21 protein-coding genes and 1 other annotated feature (1 of these 22 running past the window's edge) are annotated in these 20,727 nt (G+C 48.7%); of the genes, 2 read left to right on the top strand and 19 right to left on the bottom strand.

Features of this window, described 5'->3' with window-relative positions; genetic code table 11:
- Positions 1 to 140 (bottom strand) — a binding site (T-box leader); it reaches 102 nt to the left of the window's first position.
- A gap of 58 nt (positions 141 to 198) precedes the next feature.
- The 3 genes from BBR47_RS09415 to BBR47_RS09405 all read right to left on the bottom strand — a co-directional run bounded on the left by BBR47_RS09415 (position 199) and on the right by BBR47_RS09405 (position 3,101).
- A complete protein-coding gene (locus tag BBR47_RS09415; RefSeq protein WP_007726674.1) occupies positions 199 to 525 on the bottom strand; it encodes an STAS domain-containing protein in 327 nt (108 codons plus the stop codon).
- Between the two features lie 107 nt (positions 526 to 632).
- A complete protein-coding gene (locus tag BBR47_RS09410) occupies positions 633 to 1,871 on the bottom strand; it encodes an ATP-binding protein (RefSeq protein WP_012685542.1) in 1,239 nt (412 codons plus the stop codon).
- Positions 1,872 to 1,898: 27 nt separating this feature from the next.
- Positions 1,899 to 3,101 carry a PP2C family protein-serine/threonine phosphatase gene (locus BBR47_RS09405; RefSeq protein ID WP_012685541.1) on the bottom strand — a complete coding sequence of 401 codons (1,203 nt, stop codon included), beginning with the start codon at positions 3,099 to 3,101 and terminating at the stop codon, positions 1,899 to 1,901.
- Between the two features lie 250 nt (positions 3,102 to 3,351).
- On the opposite strand from BBR47_RS09405, the gene BBR47_RS09400 reads away from it, so the two are divergent.
- Complete coding sequence (locus tag BBR47_RS09400) at positions 3,352 to 3,534, top strand: hypothetical protein (RefSeq protein ID WP_026133903.1); 183 nt, start codon at positions 3,352 to 3,354, stop codon at positions 3,532 to 3,534.
- Positions 3,535 to 3,572: 38 nt separating this feature from the next.
- Here the strand turns inward: BBR47_RS09400 and BBR47_RS09395 are convergent, their stop codons facing one another.
- The 11 genes from BBR47_RS09395 to BBR47_RS09345 all read right to left on the bottom strand — a co-directional run bounded on the left by BBR47_RS09395 (position 3,573) and on the right by BBR47_RS09345 (position 15,292).
- Positions 3,573 to 4,568, bottom strand: a complete 996-nt coding sequence (locus BBR47_RS09395) for a hypothetical protein (RefSeq protein ID WP_012685539.1) — start codon at positions 4,566 to 4,568, stop codon at positions 3,573 to 3,575.
- Positions 4,555 to 5,553, bottom strand: a complete 999-nt coding sequence (locus BBR47_RS09390; protein WP_012685538.1) for a phosphotransferase — start codon at positions 5,551 to 5,553, stop codon at positions 4,555 to 4,557. The genes BBR47_RS09395 and BBR47_RS09390 overlap by 14 nt, the downstream gene beginning before the upstream one ends.
- A gap of 14 nt (positions 5,554 to 5,567) precedes the next feature.
- Positions 5,568 to 7,067: a LysM peptidoglycan-binding domain-containing protein gene (locus BBR47_RS09385; RefSeq protein ID WP_012685537.1), complete on the bottom strand. Its 1,500-nt coding sequence runs from the start codon at positions 7,065 to 7,067 to the stop codon at positions 5,568 to 5,570.
- Between the two features lie 94 nt (positions 7,068 to 7,161).
- Positions 7,162 to 8,571 carry a protoporphyrinogen oxidase gene (hemY, locus tag BBR47_RS09380; protein WP_012685536.1) on the bottom strand — a complete coding sequence of 470 codons (1,410 nt, stop codon included), beginning with the start codon at positions 8,569 to 8,571 and terminating at the stop codon, positions 7,162 to 7,164.
- Positions 8,572 to 8,583: 12 nt separating this feature from the next.
- Complete coding sequence (hemH, locus tag BBR47_RS09375) at positions 8,584 to 9,516, bottom strand: ferrochelatase (protein WP_012685535.1); 933 nt, start codon at positions 9,514 to 9,516, stop codon at positions 8,584 to 8,586.
- A 17-nt stretch (positions 9,517 to 9,533) separates the two neighbouring features.
- Complete coding sequence (gene hemE / locus BBR47_RS09370; protein WP_012685534.1) at positions 9,534 to 10,571, bottom strand: uroporphyrinogen decarboxylase; 1,038 nt, start codon at positions 10,569 to 10,571, stop codon at positions 9,534 to 9,536.
- A 138-nt stretch (positions 10,572 to 10,709) separates the two neighbouring features.
- On the bottom strand, positions 10,710 to 11,558 hold the full coding sequence (locus BBR47_RS09365) for a DUF4097 family beta strand repeat-containing protein (RefSeq protein WP_012685533.1): 849 nt from the start codon (positions 11,556 to 11,558) through the stop codon (positions 10,710 to 10,712).
- A gap of 1 nt (position 11,559) precedes the next feature.
- Positions 11,560 to 12,111, bottom strand: a complete 552-nt coding sequence (locus BBR47_RS09360) for an HAAS signaling domain-containing protein (protein ID WP_012685532.1) — start codon at positions 12,109 to 12,111, stop codon at positions 11,560 to 11,562.
- Positions 12,098 to 12,427, bottom strand: a complete 330-nt coding sequence (locus BBR47_RS09355) for a PadR family transcriptional regulator (RefSeq protein WP_012685531.1) — start codon at positions 12,425 to 12,427, stop codon at positions 12,098 to 12,100. The genes BBR47_RS09360 and BBR47_RS09355 overlap by 14 nt, the downstream gene beginning before the upstream one ends.
- Positions 12,428 to 12,534: 107 nt before the next feature.
- Positions 12,535 to 14,412 carry a bifunctional metallophosphatase/5'-nucleotidase gene (locus BBR47_RS09350; RefSeq protein ID WP_012685530.1) on the bottom strand — a complete coding sequence of 626 codons (1,878 nt, stop codon included), beginning with the start codon at positions 14,410 to 14,412 and terminating at the stop codon, positions 12,535 to 12,537.
- Between the two features lie 88 nt (positions 14,413 to 14,500).
- Positions 14,501 to 15,292, bottom strand: a complete 792-nt coding sequence (locus tag BBR47_RS09345) for an alpha/beta fold hydrolase (protein WP_012685529.1) — start codon at positions 15,290 to 15,292, stop codon at positions 14,501 to 14,503.
- A gap of 110 nt (positions 15,293 to 15,402) precedes the next feature.
- On the opposite strand from BBR47_RS09345, the gene BBR47_RS09340 reads away from it, so the two are divergent.
- Positions 15,403 to 16,080, top strand: a complete 678-nt coding sequence (locus BBR47_RS09340) for an alpha/beta family hydrolase (protein WP_012685528.1) — start codon at positions 15,403 to 15,405, stop codon at positions 16,078 to 16,080.
- 53 nt (positions 16,081 to 16,133) lie between these two features.
- Here the strand turns inward: BBR47_RS09340 and BBR47_RS09335 are convergent, their stop codons facing one another.
- The 5 genes from BBR47_RS09335 to hemC form a co-directional block, all read right to left on the bottom strand.
- Entirely contained in the window at positions 16,134 to 16,610 is a 477-nt protein-coding gene (locus BBR47_RS09335; protein ID WP_012685527.1) for a GyrI-like domain-containing protein, read from the bottom strand.
- A 120-nt stretch (positions 16,611 to 16,730) separates the two neighbouring features.
- Positions 16,731 to 18,020, bottom strand: coding sequence for a glutamate-1-semialdehyde 2,1-aminomutase (hemL, locus tag BBR47_RS09330; protein ID WP_012685526.1), 1,290 nt, complete (start codon positions 18,018 to 18,020; stop codon positions 16,731 to 16,733).
- Between the two features lie 7 nt (positions 18,021 to 18,027).
- Positions 18,028 to 19,002 (bottom strand): porphobilinogen synthase, encoded by a 975-nt coding sequence (hemB, locus tag BBR47_RS09325; protein WP_012685525.1) that lies wholly within the window; start codon positions 19,000 to 19,002, stop codon positions 18,028 to 18,030.
- Positions 18,986 to 19,798 carry a uroporphyrinogen-III synthase gene (locus BBR47_RS09320; protein ID WP_012685524.1) on the bottom strand — a complete coding sequence of 271 codons (813 nt, stop codon included), beginning with the start codon at positions 19,796 to 19,798 and terminating at the stop codon, positions 18,986 to 18,988. Before BBR47_RS09320 ends, hemB begins: the two co-directional genes overlap by 17 nt.
- The gene (gene hemC / locus BBR47_RS09315) at positions 19,795 to 20,724 is read right to left on the bottom strand and encodes a hydroxymethylbilane synthase (protein ID WP_012685523.1); all 930 of its coding nucleotides are present in this window, start codon (positions 20,722 to 20,724) and stop codon (positions 19,795 to 19,797) included. The genes BBR47_RS09320 and hemC overlap by 4 nt, the downstream gene beginning before the upstream one ends.
- Between the last annotated feature and the right edge of the window lie 3 nt (positions 20,725 to 20,727).

Below are 20,727 nucleotides of genomic sequence, written 5' to 3'. Positions count from 1 at the left end.
GGTCTCGGCTAGGCACATGCTTTCACCGAAAAAACTCCTGGGCGACCTTCAGCCATTCATGACCTTAGAGAATCTCGCAGCTACTGATTCTCCTCTCTGCCAAGGCGTCCTGACTTACTCTTCCCACTCATCGTTCATATCGTATGTAGTTGTCTTATTGTTAGCTTTCACTATTATATACAATCACGCTGTTTGGCGTCAAACCCGGGTTTCGCCCACTTTTCCAACTGCAATGCCCAGTGCTTCGGTAAAACCGAGAACGCCCAAAATATCGAGAATTTCTTCTCGGACATTGACGATTTCTACCTGCTTGCCCATGGCCAACAGTTCTTTCGTGGTAAAAAACAGGCTTCCAATACCGGAAGAATCTACAAAGGAGACACCTTGAAAATCGACGGTAACGGATTGATTTCGCCCTCCATACTGCTGGAGCAATTCACCCACTCGATCTCCTACAGCCATGTCCAACTCTCCGACGAAAAACAATGTAGCTTGTCCGTTCGCCTCTGTTGCGCGGTAGTCCATGCTCAAACTCCTCTCAATAGGTATCGGTACACCCAATCTGCTCGTCCTTTTACTATATTACCCATTTTCATTCACTTGCAAACATTTGGCTTTTTGGAAATCGTTGCTTAACGCGAAAGGTTACATTCTAAAATTAGCTTTGTACCCGCCAGCGAGCTGCTCAAATATACACGATCACAGTATTGCAGGATCACGTGAAAGCCGGCACCAAGTGAGTGGCGTGTAGAAAATCCTTGTTGTAAGGTAGCACGCGGAATATCCTCGAGCAAAATTCCTTGGCCTTCATCATGGATCACAGCCCGGCACATCTGCCTGTCGTTCGATAAGTATAACGTGACCACACCGCCATTTCCGTGCTTCAACGTATTCGAAGCAGCTTCGTTGACCGCAACGAGAAACTGCAGCAATCGTTTATCAGAAATGCCTTGTGGTTCCAAGGCCTGCTTGAACAATTTACGCAGTTCTGCAAGCTGCTCCGGTAAACGGATATCGATCGCCAGGAGCTTATGCCCTTCCCGAAGCAAGAAAAATAATTCTTCATCACTAAGCAACAACAGCTTACCTTCTGTGACCACACCCAGAATATCTCTGTAGATCTCCCATTCCCGTCTTTTGCGTTTTCGTTCTTCTGCAATGACGGCGGTGACATCAATCAAGGCGATTCCACAGGTCCGATCTGGCAATACAGATGTGTATAATTCAAACACCTTTGTACCATCCGAGGTGACAATTTGCTCCCTCACAGGTCCGCCCGTTCCAGCCGCCTCTTCGACCAGTCGTTGCATTTCTCGCTCTACTTCCACACTTGCACGAGCGTCACCCAGCGGACGCACTTCCCCTTCATCGTAAAGATAGAGGAAAATGGTCTCGATCTGACGCAGTATGGATAGCTTTTGAATCTCTTGTTTGATTAATCGCCCCCGCTCGTCGTCTCGATCCTTCCAATGTAACAAGACGTCTGTAGGGTCCAATTCGCCACTCATGTGCCACGTGTGAAATTCTTCCAGAAGCAATCGCTCCAGGACATCTTCCCGTCGCAAAACCTTTTCGATATCGATAATGTGGTAAGGATCACCTGCTATACCACGCAATCCGCTACCGATAATTCGGAAATCATAGGCGAGCTCTATTTCTATGCGTCCGTGCAAATCATGCTCAGAACTGCTTAACCCAATGGTCGTCCGACTCACTGCTACCAGCTTCGCCTGGTACGATTCCATCGTTGCTAGGTTCGTCACCTTAACAGTGCGGGGCGGAACGACTTTATTCGCTGCACCGCCAGAACGTAGCGCGACAAGGCAATTATCACAAGTGGGATTGTCCGGACAACGCTCACACAAAATCACAGTTCATCCTCCTATTCACTGACGCAACTACACGAGGGCTATACTCTCTTCAGGCTCAAATTGAAGAATCAACACAGAAATATCATCCGTTTGTTGTCGCTGCTGTGTTATCTCCATTAAGTAGGACTCAACTCGATCCATCGACTCCTGCTTACTGTCACCAGGCATATGTAATAAGGAGGTTAGTTCTTCTAGCCAATGCCTGCTTCCTCGAAACTCATCTTTTCTCCCTGTATCAATCAAACCATCTGTGTAGAGTAATAGCATACCCTCTTCTTCTAAGGGTACCTCCTCCATTTGGTACGTGCTATCGGGCGAAAGCCCTAGGCCTACCCCACCCCTGCAGGCTAATACGGTTTGATTCGATTTGGACAAATAAAAAGGCTGAGGATGTCCTGCCCTGCTAAATCGAATTTTGTGTTCCACCTCATCATAGACAGCAACCAGCATCGTAATGTAAGAACGGGTTTTCACCAAATCTGCATAAAGCAACTGATTGAGTTTTTCCAAGATCTCATCCGGCAAATAGCTGGACTGCAACACCTGCCGTACGGCAATCCTAATCCCCGTTGCCCAAATACTGGCCAAAAAACCGTGACCAGACACATCCGCAATGATAAAACAAGTGTAGCGATCATTAATTTGTCGATAATCGATGTAATCTCCACCGACATAATCGACTGGTACGTAAACCGTTCTTGTTCGCAAACTGGTCAACTGCAATTTTTCTGTGGGAATGAGCATCGACTGCATGCGTCTAGCCAGCTTCATCTCCATCTCAATTTCTCGCTGTCCTGATGACTGGTCCTGTTGACATCTGAGGATCAACGCCCGGATGTTCACGAGGAGTAACCCATAAAAAGATTTCTCCAGTTCCTTTAGCTCACGGTTGTTGACGTTACTCTGCGCGAACAAACGGACATAACGCGGTGTTTGAGCGGTATCACACTGTTCCGAGACAACAATGCGCTCCTCTACTTCGCGCTGCACTTTTGCGCTCTCTTTGTTCCCACGCTCAATTCGAAAATAGACAACACCTAAAGCCGATTCAAACGAGATCGACAGGAAGCAGGGCTTGTCCATTTTCACGAACCACGTATCGACTAACTCTTCTATAAATGGCATGAGACTCTCGTAATTGACCTGGCGCTTGCTTTGCTCATTGCTGGTCATCACCAGATACTCATAATTTTGTTTCAATTCCATTAGTTTGACCAATTGATGATTCATCCCCGGGCCACTCCCATACACACTTTAGCATAATTCTTTCTTTCGGGAATTGCGCAAAGGGTTTTGGCAATTTTCAAAAACATTATGATCACCTTTATTCGTTTCGTCCTAGCCTTCCTGCCCTACACCTTCCCTTTTCAGGCGCCATTCAAACCACTATCTGCTTCCCACGAAAATGTTTCAGGCGTTTGTTCAAGGTTGTAGACACTGTCCAAAGTTAACGCGCATATGCTGGAATGAGGTGATTGTGATGAATTTTCGTTGGAAGTATAACCCCACGTATTTACGGATCAAATACGGATGCAAACAGGTGCTCTTTCCGCTGTTGGTTTTTCAGTTTGTCCGAACGGTTGTGTTTCCTACCTCTTTTGATGTCATCCTTCTTGGTTTGCTGGCCATGCTCTATGTTGCCATCTCTCTTGAATGGTTATAAAAAGAAAAACAACGCCCCACGCGGTGAGACGTTGCTCATTAAAAGGCTTGCTGGACCCAACGATGCAGGCGCATCAGGCGGTCCATATCTTTTTCAAAACGTTGGACAGCGTAAAGCTCGCTCCACTCGCGGGGATGATGATAGTAAATATCCAGGTCCCTCATGATCCTCTCCGGATAGGACAGAAACGAAGCCATCAGTTCAATTTCTTCCGGTTGCAGCGGAAATATCTCGGCGTAGCGATGGTATAGTTGAGAAGCCCCAACCTCATCGCCCGCCATTTGAAAATAAGTGCGATAAAACAGCGTCAAATCGCGTACTGGTGTATCAAAACTGGCACGATCAAAATTAAGCAGCCGTCCTTTTCCCGATCGATCTGGCACAACATGATCTGGATTCGGGTTACCATGGATCAACGATAAGCGAAAATGAGCATGTGTCTCATGACGTTCTCGCCAATCGGTCAATAAGTCTGTCGCTGTTTGGGCCATTTCCTCAATAAACTCCTTATTTGCCAAAAACACCAGATCAAAAGGAGAAGGGTATTTGCGCTCCTGCGCAAGAGTTGCCGCCTTATTCATTTGTTCTTGCCAATATCGCCAGCGGTTCAGCAAGGAGTCGACAAGCGGCTCTACCTGTCTAGGGTCATCGTAGCGATAGTTTTGTGTCAAATGATGAAGCTCCGCCAAACGTTCCAAGGCGGGGGGCGCCCAAGACAACGGCTGCTCGGCCCATTCCTCACTCCCTGGCTGCCAGGGGGTTACATAATAGGCAGTGCTACCCTGTTGAACAAAAGGATCATCGTATTTCGTATACGTAAAAGGAACAGCTCCATCCCATCCGCGGTGCTGCAATTGGCGCAGCATATCGCTGACGAAAACAAGACGTTGCGCGGGTACTTGCGCTCGTTTGCATACGAAGGAGCCGTAGGGAGTCGTCGCCTTAAATACATTTGGCTCCTTTAAAACGTCAATGCTCTGTGCATACATGTCATACTCTTTGAACAAAGGAGCAATGTCATCATACCGACTCATAGACTCCCTCCCTCCTCGAACGCTCGGCCCGCTCTGCAATATGTCGAAGTAGCAAGTCAACAGATTGTTGGCTCTGCAAGGCGTGCTCAATACCAGCGATCGACGCTTCTTGATTCAGTGATACACGTTTCACGTAGGATTCGATACCCCTGTACAGTTCACGGGGACGAGCCATAAAGGCTAGTATCAACGAATAATTTCCATAGGTAAGGGGCTTGATTTCTTCATAGCCGTCAAAAAAAGCGTCTATCTGCTTCAAATCCTTATGGGTTAAAAAATGATCGCGCAAAAAGGTGGCAACGTCGCGTTGCTGGACTGATATGACCGGTCTGAAGAAGCCTCTCAAGTACAGCTTCCCGTTTATCAATCCCCAGTTGTTACGCAAAAGGTCCCGATGGGATACAGCGACTGCCTCCGTGGTAATTCGCTCATGGGCCAGCATCGTAGCGGAACGGTCCATTCTTTGCAGCATAGGGGTCATGAGTTCCGAAACCCAACGATTTTCCTTAGAATTCCTCTCATATTTGGCTCGAAATGATTCGACCAGCTCTTTGGCACGTCTTCCTTTTTCTTCTACTTGCTGCTTTTCCTGCTTGAGCAAATCACTTCCGGACAGTAAAGGACTCTCCTGCTGAGACTGATGCATCATCGCGATCACCCGTCCGCATTGCCTCGCAGTGTCCTGGCCAGGCTGATAGTCTTCGATTTGTCTGTGGTGGTCCGTCATGGTAACACCGCGTTTGCCCAAAATCAAAAATGGCTTGGTATCTCTCGTCCGAATAAACCGCTCCACTTCTCGAAACCCCTGACGAGCCAGTCGTTCGCGCCAGGCAAACGACCAGCGCATCACATCTACACGCGGCCAAACGTGGAGTTCTTTGGGGCCCCGGTTTGTCTCCAATAAATAGCAATCATCAAGGGGCGTAATTCGGATTACGCGGGCTCGATATTGCTGGCAAACCTCGGAGAGATCAATTTTATCCACGGTCCCCCACTCCTCTATTGTGGGATGTACAGAATCTGCCCTGCTACGAGCTGCTCAGAAGTTAATCGGTTTACTTCCACGATTTTGGAAACTGGCAAGGAGTATCGCTGTGAAATATGCTCTAACGTCTCATCGCGCTGAATAATGCACATTTTCAGCTGACTGGAGCGCTCTTCTTTTTTCCGGACAAACGATGTGAGATTTTGCATGGCCTCCACCGTAGAAGGGCTGGCATTCGCCGCAGACCCATATCGTGAAGAGCTAGATGAAGATTCCGCCTCCTGCGCCATCGCTTCCTGCTTAGCACGACTCGCTTGAGAGAAGATGGAAGTAATGTTCACGCTACTTTTTTCTTCCTTGGAGGGTTTCCCTGAAATCGCCACTCGTACTTCTACATCTTCCGCGGCAGCCTCTGGTTCTGCTACGACTGCTTCTGCAACGACTGGTTCTGCTTCATGCTCAGGTTCTGGCTCAGATACTACACTAGCTTCCACCGCTTCTTGCACAGCTTCCTGTGACTCTGCTTCGACTGATGAGCCAGTAGGTCCATTAGAAACTGGTTGGTATCCGATTGCCTGTTGATCGTGTAGTGCCAGTATTGGCTCCTCATGTCCTTGTTCTTTTTCGGCTATTTCTCTCATCTGTTCTTGCTCATCTGCCAATACCGGCTGCTCGGAATAGGAGTCAGAAGAATCGTACGAAGTAGTTTGTTGGGAATCGAAGTCATACGAAATAGGAGCTGTCTCCCAAGATTCTGGTGGATCGGGCTGAGCCACTTCCAGTACATCCCCATATTGCTCGTAGTATTCATCTTCATTGGATTGAGCAATAGCCGGGGTATCGAACATGGAAGGAGATTCGGTTGATTCATAGGATGCTGGCAATGCCTGCCGCTCCAATTCCTCCTCCAGCTCACTCAGCTTTTGATCAATGTCATCGAGGGACGTCTGCTCCGAATATTCTTGCCCATCATCCCCAGCAGCGAAGGTGTATTCCCATGCTTCTTGGTCTGGACCGGCAGCCTGCGTTTCGATCTGCTCTGCTTGTTCATTTCGATTCCCAAGGACTATCCCTAAAATCTTCAGATCGGCATCGATTAGCATTTGATGTGGTGATTCCAGTTTGTAGTCAAAGCTGTCCACAATCGCGTAGATGTCGCCGATCTCTGTAATCCGATCCAATGGAATGGTGATATTCAACGGAATGCGATGACCGATCTGTTCCTCCCAGCCATAAAAGGCTTGATCCGATGCTTCCTGGCGAAAGGGAGTAAAAGTCATGGCCTCAACCAGCGATTCTCCTTCGCCGCCTGTTGCTTCTGCGGCTTCCCTGATTGGCTCGTACTTCCCTACTAATTGCAAGCAACCCGTGATCGAGATGTAGGAATCGTTTTCCAGCACCTCCACATCTGGAACCAATTCCAGCTCTTGCAATTCACCTATTCCAGCTCTATCGGATGAGAGGAAAATGGTCTCCTTGATGGCAAAAGAGAGTTGCCCATCCTGTAATGCCATTCGTGCTCCTCCTTTCAAGTGCAGGACATTTCCCTATACTATATGGACAGGACGAGCCGTTTAGCACCGAAAAAAAAGGAAAAACCGGGGTTATCTATCTCCCCGGTATTACTGACGCTATCCATTCTGCTATTGCTTTTTTCCCCTGATCAATACAATCTGGTACACCTACGCCACTGTACGACGCACCTGCCACGATAACACCAGGGAGTTTTTCTTTTAATTGATTGTTCACATCCTGCACCCAAGCCTGATGTCCCACAACATATGGAATGGCATTTTGCAAGCGTGATACGTTATAAAAATCCGGCTCTGCTCGAATCGTCATGATCTTGCGCAGATCGCGGAGGACAACCTCCAGAATTTCCTCGTCCGTCTGCTCCATGAAGGATTGCTCTCCTGCTCTCCCCACAAAGCTACGCAGCAAGGCTTTGTTTTTCGGCGTCGTATGCGGCCATTTGCGATGCGCCCACGTACACGCCGTAATTTTTGCGCCAGAATTCCGCGGTACAATAAATCCTGTCCCTTCCATCCCTAAATCAATGGCTGACTCTGGAAATGCCATCGCAATGGTTGCCACCATATGCGGCTTCGCTTGTGGCAAGGTAGGCACTTGTACATACGGACGGAACAATGGCTCTGCCACAGCATGTGGTACGGTAAACAGCACCGTATCCGTCTCAACCGTTTCTCCATTTTTCAATACCAAGGTGTACTTCCCGTCTGGCCGTTTCACCAGTTCTTTGACACCAGTATTCTTCGAGATGACTTCTTCAGGCAAGCTCTTCTCGATTGCCTCAACAAAAGACTGCAAGCCGTTTTTCAATGTCAGGAAGATGCCTTTTGGCTTTCCCTGCGTTTTTGCTTGTGGGCGCGAATGCTTCATCGCTACAATCAAGCTGCGATGCTGCTCTTCCATTTTAGCGAATTGAGGAAAACTCGCAAGCAAGCTGAGATTGTCGAGATCCCCGGAGTAGACACCGGACAATAAGGGCGCTATAAGATTATCAATAACTTCATTACCTAACCTACGCCGAAAAAAGTCACCCACGGAGATATCGCCGTCTCCTTTTGAGGCAGGAAGAACAAGATCCAAGGCAGCCCGAAGCTTGCCCGGCCAAGAAATGAGATCGGTCGTGACAAAAGGCATGACCTTTGTCGGTACACCCATGACCGCTCCTTCTGGTATAGCCTTCAGGCGATCCTGATGCCAGATATAAGCTTGGCCTGTACTGTTGCGAACGAGATCATCCCCAAGCCCCAAGTCTACAGCCAGCTCAGCCGCGCTTGTTTTCCGCTCGAGAAACGAATCGGGACCTTGCTCAATGACAAATCCTTCGTGACGCCATGTCTTGATTTTCCCACCAAGTCGTCCCTGCTCTTCAAGCAGTCGAAAACGGATGGGCAAGCCTTTTGCTTCGATTTCCTTTTGTAAGTAAAAAGCAGCGGCCAGCCCTGTTATGCCGCCGCCTATAATTGTAATATGATAGGTATTATCGCTCATATGATCGATCCCCTAATTCGCCAGCTTCTTTCCGACTGCATCAGCCAGACAGGAAATGAACGCAGGTCTGGCGTTAGGCATCGCTGGACGATAGTAATGTACCCCTAGCTCATCTGTAACCGCTTTGCATTCCACATCATTATCAAACAGAACTTCCAAATGCTCCGCAACAAATCCGACCGGACAGTAAACAAATGCTTGGTAGCCTTTTGCTTCGTACAGCTCTCTGGTCAAATCCTGTACATCTGGTCCCAACCACGGATCAGGTGTATTTCCTGCGCTTTGCCATCCGATTGCATAGGAAGTGATCCCTGCTTGCTCGGCAATGAGCTTTGCTGTCTCTTCCAATTGCGTTGGGTACGGATCACCTGACTTCAAGATTTTTTCCGGCAGGCTGTGAGCGGAGAAGATTACGACTGCTTGTCCACGCTCTTCATCCGTCATCGCGGCAAACGTCGCTTGAATAGCGTCTGCCCAATATCCGATGAAGCCTGGTTCCAGATACCAGCTCTCAATGCTGTGGATGACAGATCCGCCAATTGCCGCGGAATGCTCTTGTGCTCGTCCATTGTATTCTTTGACGCTGTAGCTGGAATAATGAGGCGCCAGAACAAGACTGATCGCTTCCGTAATTCCATCGCGTTTCATTTGCTCTACTGCGTCTTCGACAAACGGAGCGATATGCTTCAAACCAAGGTACCCTACAAATTCACGGTCTGGGTAACGTTTGTTCATTTCCTGCTCGAGCGCGCGCACCTGCTCATCTGTAATGTCTGCAAATCGATTCAATCCATCTACAGCCTCGTAACGCGCCATTAAATCATCGAGCAGTTCTTGTGGTGGCTTACGACCACGGCGAATGTGCGTATAGTATGGTTCAATCTGTTCAGGACTGCGTGGCGTTCCATACGCCATTAACAAGAGTCCGATCTTCTGCTTTGACATGTAAGCGCCCCTCCTGATTAGATGTCCCTTTTGTAACGATGGATGAACTTCGTGAGTTGTTGCAGCGTTTCTACTTTAGCGTCTGGGAATACACCGTGTCCCAGATTGAAAATGAAGCCTGGCTGTTTTGTGCCCTCATCCAAAATTTCCTTCGCCTTTGCTTCGAGCTTCTCCCACGGGGCCAGTAGCAGCGTTGGGTCCAAATTGCCTTGCAGCGTCTTCGTTACACCCATTTCACGAGCAGTTGTAATCGAAGTACGCCAGTCCAGACCAACCACATCAACAGGCAAGCGGTTCCAATCCATCAAAAGATGACCAGCGCCGATACCAAAATAGATCGTTGGCACACCAGTATCTTTTAGAGCGTTGAAGATACGGGTCATGACTGGTGTAATGTACTCGCGGTAATCTTCGTCATTCAATGCACCGACCCACGAATCAAATACTTGAACAGCTTGCGCACCTGCTTTAATTTGCGCTTTGAGGTAGGTAATCGTCATATCGCCCAGTTTTTCCATCAGCGCCTGCCAAGCAACTGGCTCGGTATACATGAATGCTTTTGTCTTATGATAGTGCTTGGAAGGGCCGCCTTCGATCAAATAGCTAGCCAGTGTAAATGGTGCTCCTGCGAAACCGATTAATGGAACAGATAATTGCTGACGCAAGATCTTAATGGATTCAAGTATGTACGGCACATGTGTTTCCGGATCGAGCTCAAGCAGACGCTCAACATCCTTCAAGGATTCGATTGGGTTTGCGATTACAGGACCAATCCCCGATTCGATATTCACATCTACGCCAATCGGTTTTAGTGGCGTCATGATGTCTGCAAACAAGATTGCAGCGTCAACACCCAGTTGCTCAACGGGCAGACGTGTCACTTCCGCACAAACTTCCGGTATGTAATTCATTTCAAAAAAGCTATGCTTCGCGCGGATGGCGCGGTATTCTGGCTGATAACGCCCCGCCTGACGCATGTACCAAACCGGAACATGCTCTGTCGCTTCACCGCGACATGCTTTCAAAAACGTATCGTTAAAAGTTTTTGCGGTCATGAATAAACCTCGCTTTGCACAATTATGTTTCCTTCAATATGATACCATTCGTCATTCGACAAGGAATGTCTCTTTTGTGTCAAAATCTTTTCGTTTCTTCCGTTTCCAATCCTATCCATCAGTGTTTCCAAACTTCTCCTATTGAATGCGAACATCCCCAGTAGAACTTCGTACAGTCATTTTGGGTCCACCTGCTCCAATCGATGCCTTCACTCTGTATTCCTCGTCTTTTTCATAGGTAAGGTTCGACCAGGTGGTTTCGATGGAACCTGTATCTGTCGTCACATCCAGCTGTGCTGCAATAGGCTCCTTGGCTACTGTCACTCGAATATCCCCCGTATCCGTTCGGATGGAAACGTCATGGGTCAGCTCTGGCATTGTCAGTTTATCAATCTCGCCAGTCGAGCTTACAATGGCAACGGCCGAGCGAACATTCGCCAGATTGATATCTCCTGTAGCTGTCTGGACGTCAAGCGCTTCTCCTTCATAACCAGACACGTTCACATCTCCATTGCCGGTGGATATTTTCGTGTTCTTTGCATGCAGCATTCCACTCTTGATATCCCCTGTCATCGTTTCAAGCTGGACCTTTTCATACACCTTTTCCGGCAGGAAGAGCTCCAGCTTTACCTTCCCATTGCGAGGATAAAACATATTGACGTGAGGGCGTTCACGCAGTTCTACGAGCAGCGTACCATCTGGTGAGATTACACTCCGAAACTCCAGTCGCTCCTGTTGTTGTTCAGATACTTCCCCGACCATCCGTACGCTCGCTTTTGGTTGCTTGCTTGCCAAGATTTCCACATCAGACGCTTCCGTCCGCACCTCAATCGCTTTGACCTCTTGTTCGATCACGCGCTCTTCATTCACTTGTTTTAACGAAAAGGAGAAATTTTCTTGCTTCGTAAAGAGCCAGATGATTCCACATACACCGATGATGAATAAAAGAAGACTTATGCCAAAGAGTCTTTTCCCTAAATTTCGCATCTTATTTCCCCCTGATCATCTTCACGTTGAACTGGAGATAACGCAAGAACTGGCGATACAGCCATTTTGTCAATCGCAGCAAGCCGATGGCAAGCATACCGCCCAAGCCTACGGAAACCATGCTGGAGAATAACAAGAAAAGTCGCTCTTGAGATGGAGCAGGAATCCCGTAATCCAAGAATATTCCGACTGGCGCGACCAACAGTGCCGCAGTCATCGCATACAACCCCATCAGTATACCGATCAGGCCTAGAAATGGCCCCAAAACAAAGACGAGATTGAAAAAACCCAAGCTGATCGTCGCGACAATCGCTCTCGTCATATTCCCTACCGATGCGGTGGACTGAGCTTGATCAATTCGGTAGCCAGCCAAAAGCTCGCGTGCCACTAGCTTCGGACTTCCCAATCCTTCCGCAATTTCGTGCTCCGTCTTCCCTTGATTCATACCCGAGAGAAAATGCTCTGTATAATCGGCAAGGATGTCTAAGCGTTCTTTATCGGGCAAAGCGCTAAGTAATGCATTTAACTCATCCATAAACTCACGCCTTGTCATATCCGAGTCCCTCCTCTATGATCTCATTTACCCCGCGGTTAAATATTCGCCACTCCAAGATAAGGTCATTCATGTATTGACGTCCGCGATTTGTCAGCTGGTAATATTTCCGTGGGGGTCCCTCTTGTGATTCCGCCAAATAGGTCGTAAAAAATCCTTCCTGGGTCAATCGGCGAAGCAAGGGGTAAACTGTTCCTTCAGAGATATGGAATTTTTCAGAGATGCTCGCAACTAGTTCGTATCCGTATCTGTCCTGCTTAGCTGTCAAGACGAGAACACACAGCTCCAGAACCCCTTTTTTAAACTGTACGTTCATCAACATCACCCATGTAAAAGCTTACCAAATGGCTACTCTATATTGCAAGGTACTTCATAATAAAAGACGGACAGGGAGGTTTTTCTCCACCCCTGTCCGGTCAAACCTTATTTTTTCACTTCAACAATGCGGTCTTCTACTTTTGGATTGACAGTTTTACGCTTGACCAGACCTTCCTCCACAATGCTGTACATGGACAGGCCTGTGTTGAAGAATGGCTTTTTCAACGATTCGTAACCATCTCCACCTGCTGCCAGGAAGTCGATCGTTGCCAATTTATACGTTTTCGTCAGGTCAAGCGGCTTGTCGCCAACTTTTACTTCTACTACGCGCTCACCAGCTGGCTTGGATGGGTTGTACGTGAAGCTCATGCCGCTCACTTGAGGGAAGCGTCCCGCTCCCTCTTCTACCTTGCTCACGCCGTTTTCGAGGGCTTGCTTCAGCTCTTCGCCTGTTACTTCTACGACTGCCAATGTATTGTTCTCGAATGGCAGGAGCGTGTACAGACCTTTTTTCGTGATATCGCCGGCTGGCAGCTGTGTACGAATTCCGCCGCCGTTCGCCAGTGCTACATCTGCCTCATAGCCTTTGATGGACTTCGTGCGCTCCAGCATGATATCTGTGATCAGGTTACCAACGTTTGTTTCTTTCGTACGTACCAGTGCACGGTCACCATCGAGTGGCACTTCGGATTTCGCAATGACAACATTCATAACCGTATCGATTTTGCTCACGATTTCTTTAACCATCTTATCTACATCTGGATCAGCCACAACTGCTTCATCGTACTCTTTCAAACCGCCGCTGAATGCTACCAGTTCTTTTCCGAGGTAGTAGAGGTCAGCGCGTCCGAGAGACTTACCGTACTCCCAGTCTTGTACGATATATGTGCCGTTTACGAGTTCAGGTTCTTTCAGCGGAGTATGGGAGTGACCACCAACGATCAGGTCAATACCAGGAACGTTTTTCGCGATTTCACGGTCTACGTTCACGCCGATATGGGAAACAACAATCACGTGATCTGCTTCTTTTTTCAGCTCAGGTACAAGTGCTTTTGCCACTTCTACCGGGTTTTTGAATGTCAGCCCTTTTACGTTGTCAGGGTGAGTCAATACAGGTGTGTCTTCCGCTACGAAACCAACAAAGGCGAATTTCTTCCCGCCAATCTCTGCTTTGAAAACAGGTGGCAGCAATTCTTTTCCATCTGACTTAAATACGTTAGCAGAGATAACTGGATGCTCGAGCATGTCACGCAGCTTGAGCAGTTGCTCATAGCCGAAGTCAAACTCGTGGTTACCTGCAGCCATTACGTTGTAGTCAAGGCTGTTGAGGATCGGAACAACAGATTCGCCTTTGAATTGGTTCACGAAAACGGTACCTTGGAAGGTATCACCAGCGTCCAAGAGCAAGAAGTTTTCGTTCTCTGCACGCCATTCCTTGAGCAAGGTTGCGATTTTAGCAAAGCCGAATTCTTTTTGGTTCTTGTCTTCTTGAATATGACCGTGTGTATCGTTGGTATGGGCAATCGTTACATGTGTGGTAGCCGCATCACCCAATGCCTGGAAAAATTCACCGCGCGTGACAGTCGCCTTGTTGTCGAGCTTCACTTTGTAGCCCAGTTTGTCAGCCATTTGTGTAAGCTTCGCAGATGTTACCGCTTGCGCAGGGTTTTTATAGTCATCTTGAGTAAGAGCACCTTTGCTCTTTGCCCAGTCGAAGTAAGGGGTAGACCAATGAGCACCTTTAGCGGCAGCTCCCACTTTTACCTCTTTCAATTTGGAGAAAACAACAGTCGCTTCTGCGAGAGTCACGGCACGATCCAAAGCAAGATCGCCATTTTGACCCGCTGATACAATTGCCTTTTTCACCATCCAGTCAACATGCTGAACGGGATGCAAGGGTGCTGCAAATGCTGAGGAAGACATCAGCGATGCAAATACGATAGATGCAAACGCCGTCATCGTAATCCGACGTGCCTTTTTCATGATAATTTCCCCTCTCGTCTATGTATAAATAAATAGGATAACGTTTTCATTATAGCAAAATCTGCTAGGACTATGGTGTGATATTTGTTTAGTTTCTGTTTAGAAAGCTCTTGAAGGCTTCAGCCATTTTCTCTGGCGATTCAACCATGCCCATATGCCCAGCATCAGGCAACAGCACTTGTTCGACGTTATTTTTATCTACTGTAAAAGTTTTTTCAGCAGGAATGATCTGGTCCTCTGTTCCTGCGACTAATAGCACAGGTAATGTCGTTTCTTGCAGCACATGATTGCGATCCACTCGATCACGCATAGCGATTAATGTTTGGACGGCTCCAACCGGGCTCGTCGCAAAGCCAATTTCTTTTGCCAGCTGGACTTCTTCTCTCATCGTGTCGATATGGGAAGGTGCGAACAGCTTCGGTACGAGGGCTTTGATAAACGGCTCCATTCCATTTTGGCGGATGTTGTCTGCGCCTTTATCCCGATTGGCTTTGGCAGCGTCGTCATCCGGATATGGCGTCGAATGGACCAAGCCAAAGCTCGCCAGTTTGTCCGCGTATTGATTTGCAAATGCCAAGGTCACATAGCCACCGAGCGAATGTCCAAACAGATGAATCTTCGCTAAACCAAGCTCCTCTACAAGCAAAGCCAGATCGTCTGCAAAGCGCTCGATCGAATACGGTTCATCAGGCGCCGAGCTGTCTCCATGACCACGCAAATCGATCGCAATGACACGATGCGTTTTAGACAAGAGCGGCACTAGCTTATGCCAGTAAGCTGAGCTCCCGCAAAAACCGTGGATCAAAACAAGCGAATCCCCCGTTCCTTCTTCTACATAGGCTATTTTGATGCCGTTACTTAGTTGGACTTCCTTTTTCATCGGTCATACTCCTTTATTGTTTGTTTACTTCTTGTCAAGAAGTGCTACTGACCCTTAGGATTGGAAAATAACCCTTGTTCCAAAGAACATGAAAGAGGTGCAGCTAGTAGATGGTATACCCAAAAACAGGTTCCGTGATCGTCAGGGACGGCAGAGAAATGACGTACACGCACATTCAGGCAAATCAGACGCCATCTCGCTCCGTCTGTTTTTTCTTTCCCGGAGCCAGCTATTCGTTCGACAGGCCGTATCTGTATTATTCTACCATGCTTTTTTTAAACAAACAGATCGATCTGGTCCATGTACTTGCAAATTACGGGCGAGAAAATACGGATTTGTGGAATCGCTCATTCGGTGAACGAAGTGCTTGGATCAGCGAGGAGATGCAAACCGTTGTTTCACGTGTGCTGGATGTTCACGAGTATGAACGAGTTTTCTTCCTCGGGAAGTCACTCGGTACGGTGCCGATAACATGCGGATTGCTCAAGGAATCTCGTTTTGCCCGTTCATCTGCTATCCTGTTGACTCCATTGCTGGCTGAGGATGTGTTTCATGCGGAATTACTGAATCTTACCCAACAAATATTTCTCGTCTCAGGCACTGCCGACCATTACTATAATCAGGGTGTGGTTGATCAGCTTGCCACATCCAAACCGAACATCCAGCTCCATCTCCCGCAAAACGCCAAGCACTCCCTTGATGTCGATCTCTGCGTCGATGATTCCCTTCAAGTGCTTCAGTCTGTCATGGGTGAACTGGCAAGCTTCTTGGACAAGCAAATGGATTGACATCAAAAACAACACCTCTTGCTCGTGCAAAGCAGGTGTTGTTCACTTGTTTTTTACCGAAGCGGGATAAAAATTTCATACGCATTGTCGACGCGAGCAGACTCATGCACAGAGGGAACGTACCGCTGGTCGTAGCGTTCCATGCGAAGAGCTTGCTCGTCCACTTGATGACCATTCTCGTTGAGCCAGCCAAACAGACTGTGGTATGTGTTTTGGACCTGTTCCATCGGTCCTGTATGAGTAAAACGAGCGTATGTTTTCGTTGGGATGGTGAACCCCACCATGCCCTCAGGGATATGCTCAAAACGCTCTACCTCTACCACAATGTACTCGGTATACATTTGGTGCGTCCGATTCTCGTCGCTGATGTCGTAACGTACATCTGGTGAAATCGCGAGAGGAATCTCATCCTGACGCGTCAAAAAAGTCTCCCATAGTTTGGGCATGTATTCGACAAGCATCGGAAAAGAACCGGAGAAGCTAAGCCCAACTAGATACTTTTGCGGTACGTGAACAATCGTCCCTTCCATCTCTCCACCTCATTCATCGGCATTTTCCTTCGTATTTTGACAGGAGATAGAAAAATCCTGCTGAAAGTCAAAAAAAGCACCTCCCGCATTAGCAAGGAAGTGCTTTCTTCTTTTCATTCTTTATTTAAACGCTTTTTTCATCGCTTGGTAGCTTGCTTCAATCGTCCGTTCGATATCTTCATCCGTATGAGCCAAGGAAACGAACATACCCTCAAACTGGGACGGCGGGATCATGACGCCTTCCTCCAGCAGATAGCTAAAGTATGCTGAGAAACGCTCCAGATCGGATGTTTTCGCTGTTTCATAGTTGATCACCGGCGTCTCTGTGAAGAACAGGCAAACCATGGAGCCTACGCGATTGAGCGTGTGCGGAATGCCCAGCTTCTTAGCATTGTCAGCTAAGCCTTCAGCCAAACGAGCGGACATCTTCTCCAAGCGCTCGTAAGCACCTGGTTTGCTGAGCTCTTGCAAGGTAGTCAAACCAGCAGCCATCGCCAAAGGATTTCCTGACAGCGTCCCTGCCTGATAGATTGGCCCTGCTGGAGCCACTTGCTGCATGATCTCCCGTTTGCCGCCGTATGCACCTACTGGCAAGCCACCGCCGATGACTTTCCCCATCGTTGTCAAATCAGGAGTAATGCCGTACAGCTCTTGTGCACCGCCCAATGCTACACGGAAGCCAGTCATGACTTCATCGAAAATGAGCAGTGTCCCATGTTTCTCCGTAATTTCACGAAGCCCTTCGAGGAAGCCTGGCTGTGGAGGAACAACCCCCATGTTGCCGCCGATTGGCTCCACAATAACTGCTGCCAGATCATCGCCAAACGCTTCAAATGCCAGTTTGACGCTTTCCAGATCATTGTAAGGAACCGTAATCGTGTTGTGTGCTGTTCCTTCTGGTACGCCTGGGCTGTCTGGAAGGCCTAATGTAGCCACACCGGAACCAGCTTTGATCAACAGGCTATCGGCATGACCGTGGTAGCAGCCTTCGAACTTCATGATTTTGTTGCGTCGGGTATAGCCACGCGCGAGGCGCAGAGCGCTCATCGTCGCCTCTGTACCGGAGTTCACCATGCGCACGACTTCGACAGATGGCACGATCTCACAAACGAGCTTTGCCATTTCTGTTTCCCGCTCAGTCGGTGCACCAAAGCTGGTTCCAAGCGCAGCTACTTCCGTAATCGCTGCAAGGACACGCGGGTGCGCATGACCCAAGATCAACGGACCCCACGAGCCGATGTAGTCAATGTAGCTGTTTCCATCTACATCAAAAATGCGGGAGCCTTCTCCTTTCTCGATGTAAACAGGATTGCCTCCCACGCTTTTAAAGGCACGAACCGGACTGTTTACTCCGCCTGGTATGTAATGCTGTGCTTCTGCAAATAACTGAGTAGATTTTTCTCTATTCATCTCGTGCTCACCTCGCCAGCCATTTTGCAACATCTTTTGCGTGGTACGTAATGATCATATCTGCACCTGCGCGTTTGAAGCCAACCAATGTTTCCATAACGATACGCTCTTCATCGATCCAGCCATTCAAAGCTGCCGCTTTTACCATGGAATACTCGGCACTCACATTGTAAGCCACGATCGGCAGGTTGAAGTTCTCACGCAGACGAAGAACCATGTCCATGAAGGCAAGACCTGGCTTGACGATCAAGAAGTCCGCGCCTTCTTTTACATCGGAAGCTGCCTCGCGCAGACCTTCACGTGCATTGGCCGCGTCCATTTGGTAGCTTTTGCGATCGCCGAATTGTGGAGTGGAGCCTGCCGCATCGCGGAACGGCCCGTAGAAGGCAGAAGCGTATTTCACCGCATAGGACATGATCGGAATATGCTCAAAACCAGCCTCGTCCAACGCTTCACGGATTGCAATCACGAAACCGTCCATCATATTGGAAGGTGCAATAATATCTGCTCCAGCTTTTGCTTGGGAAACGGCAGTCTGACCCAAAAGCTTCAAGGTTTCATCATTCACAACTTCACCTTCGTGAATGACACCACAGTGACCATGATCGGTGTATTCACACAGGCATGTATCTGCAATCACGATCATTTCCGGATGGGCTTCCTTGATCAGACGCATCGCCTGCTGGGTAATCGCATCATCATTGTACGCCTCTGTTCCGCATGCGTCTTTATGTGTTGGTACCCCAAACATCAGAACAGCTTGAATTCCCAGAGCTACGATTTCCTTCAACTCTTCGGCCAGCGTGTCCAAGGAGAGCTGATACACGCCTGGCATGGACGGAATCTCGTTCTTAATACCGGTTCCTTCCACTACGAACAACGGGTAAATCAAGTCCTCCACCCGTACGTGGTTCTCCCGCACCAGATTGCGCATAGCCGCGCTTTTGCGAAGGCGGCGATGACGGTCAAATGTTTGTGCCATGTCGATTCCCTCCCAGATTCTCTATGATTGCTGCTAGTAATCCTTCCACGGTGTACTCACTTGCTACTGCATGAACAGAAAGTCCGTTTTGCTTTGCTGTATCTGCCGTTATCGGTCCGATACAGGCTATCTGAACGTGCTTGAGCCAGTCTAACGATGCATAGGGCTCCATCGCTGCCATGAAATGCGTCACCGTTGAAGAGCTGGTAAACAAGATGATATCAATGAGACCTTGCTGTAGTTTTTCCGCTGCTTCTGGAGCGTGCTCTGCATCAATGACAGTGTGATACACGTCTACCTCTGTCACAGCAAGCCCCAAGCGAGCCAACTCCTTTGGCAATGCCTTGCGCGCAATATCTGCACGAGGCAGCAGAACTCGCTGACCAGGAAGCAACTGATCATACAAGCTCGACAGCAAGCCCTCCGCGACGTAATCAGACGGGATGACAGCTACTTCGAGCCCGTGATGCTCAAGCGCCTTGGCCGTTTTCGGACCGACCGCAGCAATTTTGCCAGTGAACGCTTCAAGGCCAACCCCGACCTCGCGCATGCGCTCCAAGAAAAAGCGCACGCCATTCACACTCGTGAAGACCACCCAGTCGAATGCTGGCAACTGGGTGATGGCTTCGTCGAGCTTGGCAGTGTCCGTCGGCGGCATCATTTTTAGCAGGGGAAATGCGTATGCTTCTCCACCCAACCGCTCGATCTGTTCAACGAGCTCGCGAACTTGACTTCTTGCCCGGGTGACCATGATGCACTTGCCAGTCAGCGGCTTGTGCGATCCGTGGACAATCATTGCTCATTCTCCCGCAATACTTCCGCAAGTACGTCTCCCGCTCCTTGCGCCAGAAGTGCTTCTGCTACTTGAATACCCAGCGCTAACGGATCCTGGCCAGTCGCCGTGTTTTTGAACATTTGCTTCCCATCTGGGGAGCCAACCATTCCGGTCAACGTAATTTCATTGTTCTCTCCAACTGTCGCATATGCGCCAATCGGCACCTGACAGCCCCCTTGGAGCTTGTGCAGGAAGCTCCGCTCTGCCGATACCGCCAAACGCGTCGGTGCGTCATCAAACTGCTTCAAGAGAGCGAGTGTCTCCTCATCGTCTGCTCGGCATTCGATGGCAAGCGCACCTTGACCGACTGCTGGCAAGCTGATTTCAACAGGCAGGAACTGCGAGATTTCCCCTTCAAAATTCACGCGCTCAAGTCCAGCCGCAGCAAGGATGATCGCATCAAAATTTCCTTCCGCAAGCTTACGCATGCGCGTATCAATATTTCCACGCAAGGATTCGATCTGAATATCAGGGCGATATGCGAGAATCTGTGAAGAACGGCGCAAGCTACTGGTCCCTACCAAAGCGCCTTGTGGTAATTCATCCAACGTCTTGCCGTCCTTGGAAAGCAGGACATCTCGAGGATCAACACGCTTCGGAATCGCTCCGATTACCAAGCCATCTGGCAATTCAGCAGGCATATCCTTCAAGCTGTGTACCGCAAAATCGGTTTCCTTATCGAACAACGATTGCTCGATTTCTTTGACAAACAATCCTTTTCCGCCAACTTTGGACAAGGTCACATCGAGGATTCGATCGCCTTTCGTCACGATTTCATGCAATTCAAAATCAGCCTCAGGTGCGAACCCCTTCAGTTTATCAACGACCCAATTCGTTTGAGTGAGCGCCAATTTGCTGCGACGCGTTCCCACTTTCCATTTTCCCATGAC

The sequence above is a fragment of the Brevibacillus brevis NBRC 100599 genome, from assembly GCF_000010165.1.
GTDB classification, from domain to species: Bacteria; Bacillota; Bacilli; order Brevibacillales; family Brevibacillaceae; genus Brevibacillus; species Brevibacillus brevis_D.
Note: the sequence above shows the minus strand (reverse complement) of the source record. Positions and strands in the feature narration are given on the sequence as shown.

Bases quoted from the DNA above. Each gene is read 5' to 3' on its own strand.
- BBR47_RS09385 (WP_012685537.1), bottom strand. From the start codon at position 7,067: ATGGCATTACAGGATGGGCAACTCTCTTTTGCCATCAAGGAGACCATT.
- BBR47_RS09350 (WP_012685530.1), bottom strand. From the start codon at position 14,412: ATGAAAAAGGCACGTCGGATTACGATGACGGCGTTTGCATCTATCGTA.
- BBR47_RS09400 (WP_026133903.1), top strand. From the start codon at position 3,352: ATGAATTTTCGTTGGAAGTATAACCCCACGTATTTACGGATCAAATAC.
- hemH (WP_012685535.1), bottom strand. From the start codon at position 9,516: ATGTCAAAGCAGAAGATCGGACTCTTGTTAATGGCGTATGGAACGCCA.
- BBR47_RS09320 (WP_012685524.1), bottom strand. From the start codon at position 19,798: ATGATTGTCCACGGATCGCACAAGCCGCTGACTGGCAAGTGCATCATG.
- hemL (WP_012685526.1), bottom strand. From the start codon at position 18,020: ATGAATAGAGAAAAATCTACTCAGTTATTTGCAGAAGCACAGCATTAC.
- BBR47_RS09360 (WP_012685532.1), bottom strand. From the start codon at position 12,111: ATGACAAGGCGTGAGTTTATGGATGAGTTAAATGCATTACTTAGCGCT.
- hemB (WP_012685525.1), bottom strand. From the start codon at position 19,002: ATGGCACAAACATTTGACCGTCATCGCCGCCTTCGCAAAAGCGCGGCT.
- BBR47_RS09355 (WP_012685531.1), bottom strand. From the start codon at position 12,427: ATGAACGTACAGTTTAAAAAAGGGGTTCTGGAGCTGTGTGTTCTCGTC.
- BBR47_RS09345 (WP_012685529.1), bottom strand. From the start codon at position 15,292: ATGAAAAAGGAAGTCCAACTAAGTAACGGCATCAAAATAGCCTATGTA.
- BBR47_RS09395 (WP_012685539.1), bottom strand. From the start codon at position 4,568: ATGAGTCGGTATGATGACATTGCTCCTTTGTTCAAAGAGTATGACATG.
- hemE (WP_012685534.1), bottom strand. From the start codon at position 10,571: ATGACCGCAAAAACTTTTAACGATACGTTTTTGAAAGCATGTCGCGGT.
- BBR47_RS09335 (WP_012685527.1), bottom strand. From the start codon at position 16,610: ATGGAAGGGACGATTGTTCACGTACCGCAAAAGTATCTAGTTGGGCTT.
- BBR47_RS09340 (WP_012685528.1), top strand. From the start codon at position 15,403: ATGGTATACCCAAAAACAGGTTCCGTGATCGTCAGGGACGGCAGAGAA.
- hemY (WP_012685536.1), bottom strand. From the start codon at position 8,571: ATGAGCGATAATACCTATCATATTACAATTATAGGCGGCGGCATAACA.
- BBR47_RS09405 (WP_012685541.1), bottom strand. From the start codon at position 3,101: ATGAATCATCAATTGGTCAAACTAATGGAATTGAAACAAAATTATGAG.
- BBR47_RS09365 (WP_012685533.1), bottom strand. From the start codon at position 11,558: ATGCGAAATTTAGGGAAAAGACTCTTTGGCATAAGTCTTCTTTTATTC.
- hemC (WP_012685523.1), bottom strand. From the start codon at position 20,724: ATGGGAAAATGGAAAGTGGGAACGCGTCGCAGCAAATTGGCGCTCACT.
- BBR47_RS09415 (WP_007726674.1), bottom strand. From the start codon at position 525: ATGGACTACCGCGCAACAGAGGCGAACGGACAAGCTACATTGTTTTTC.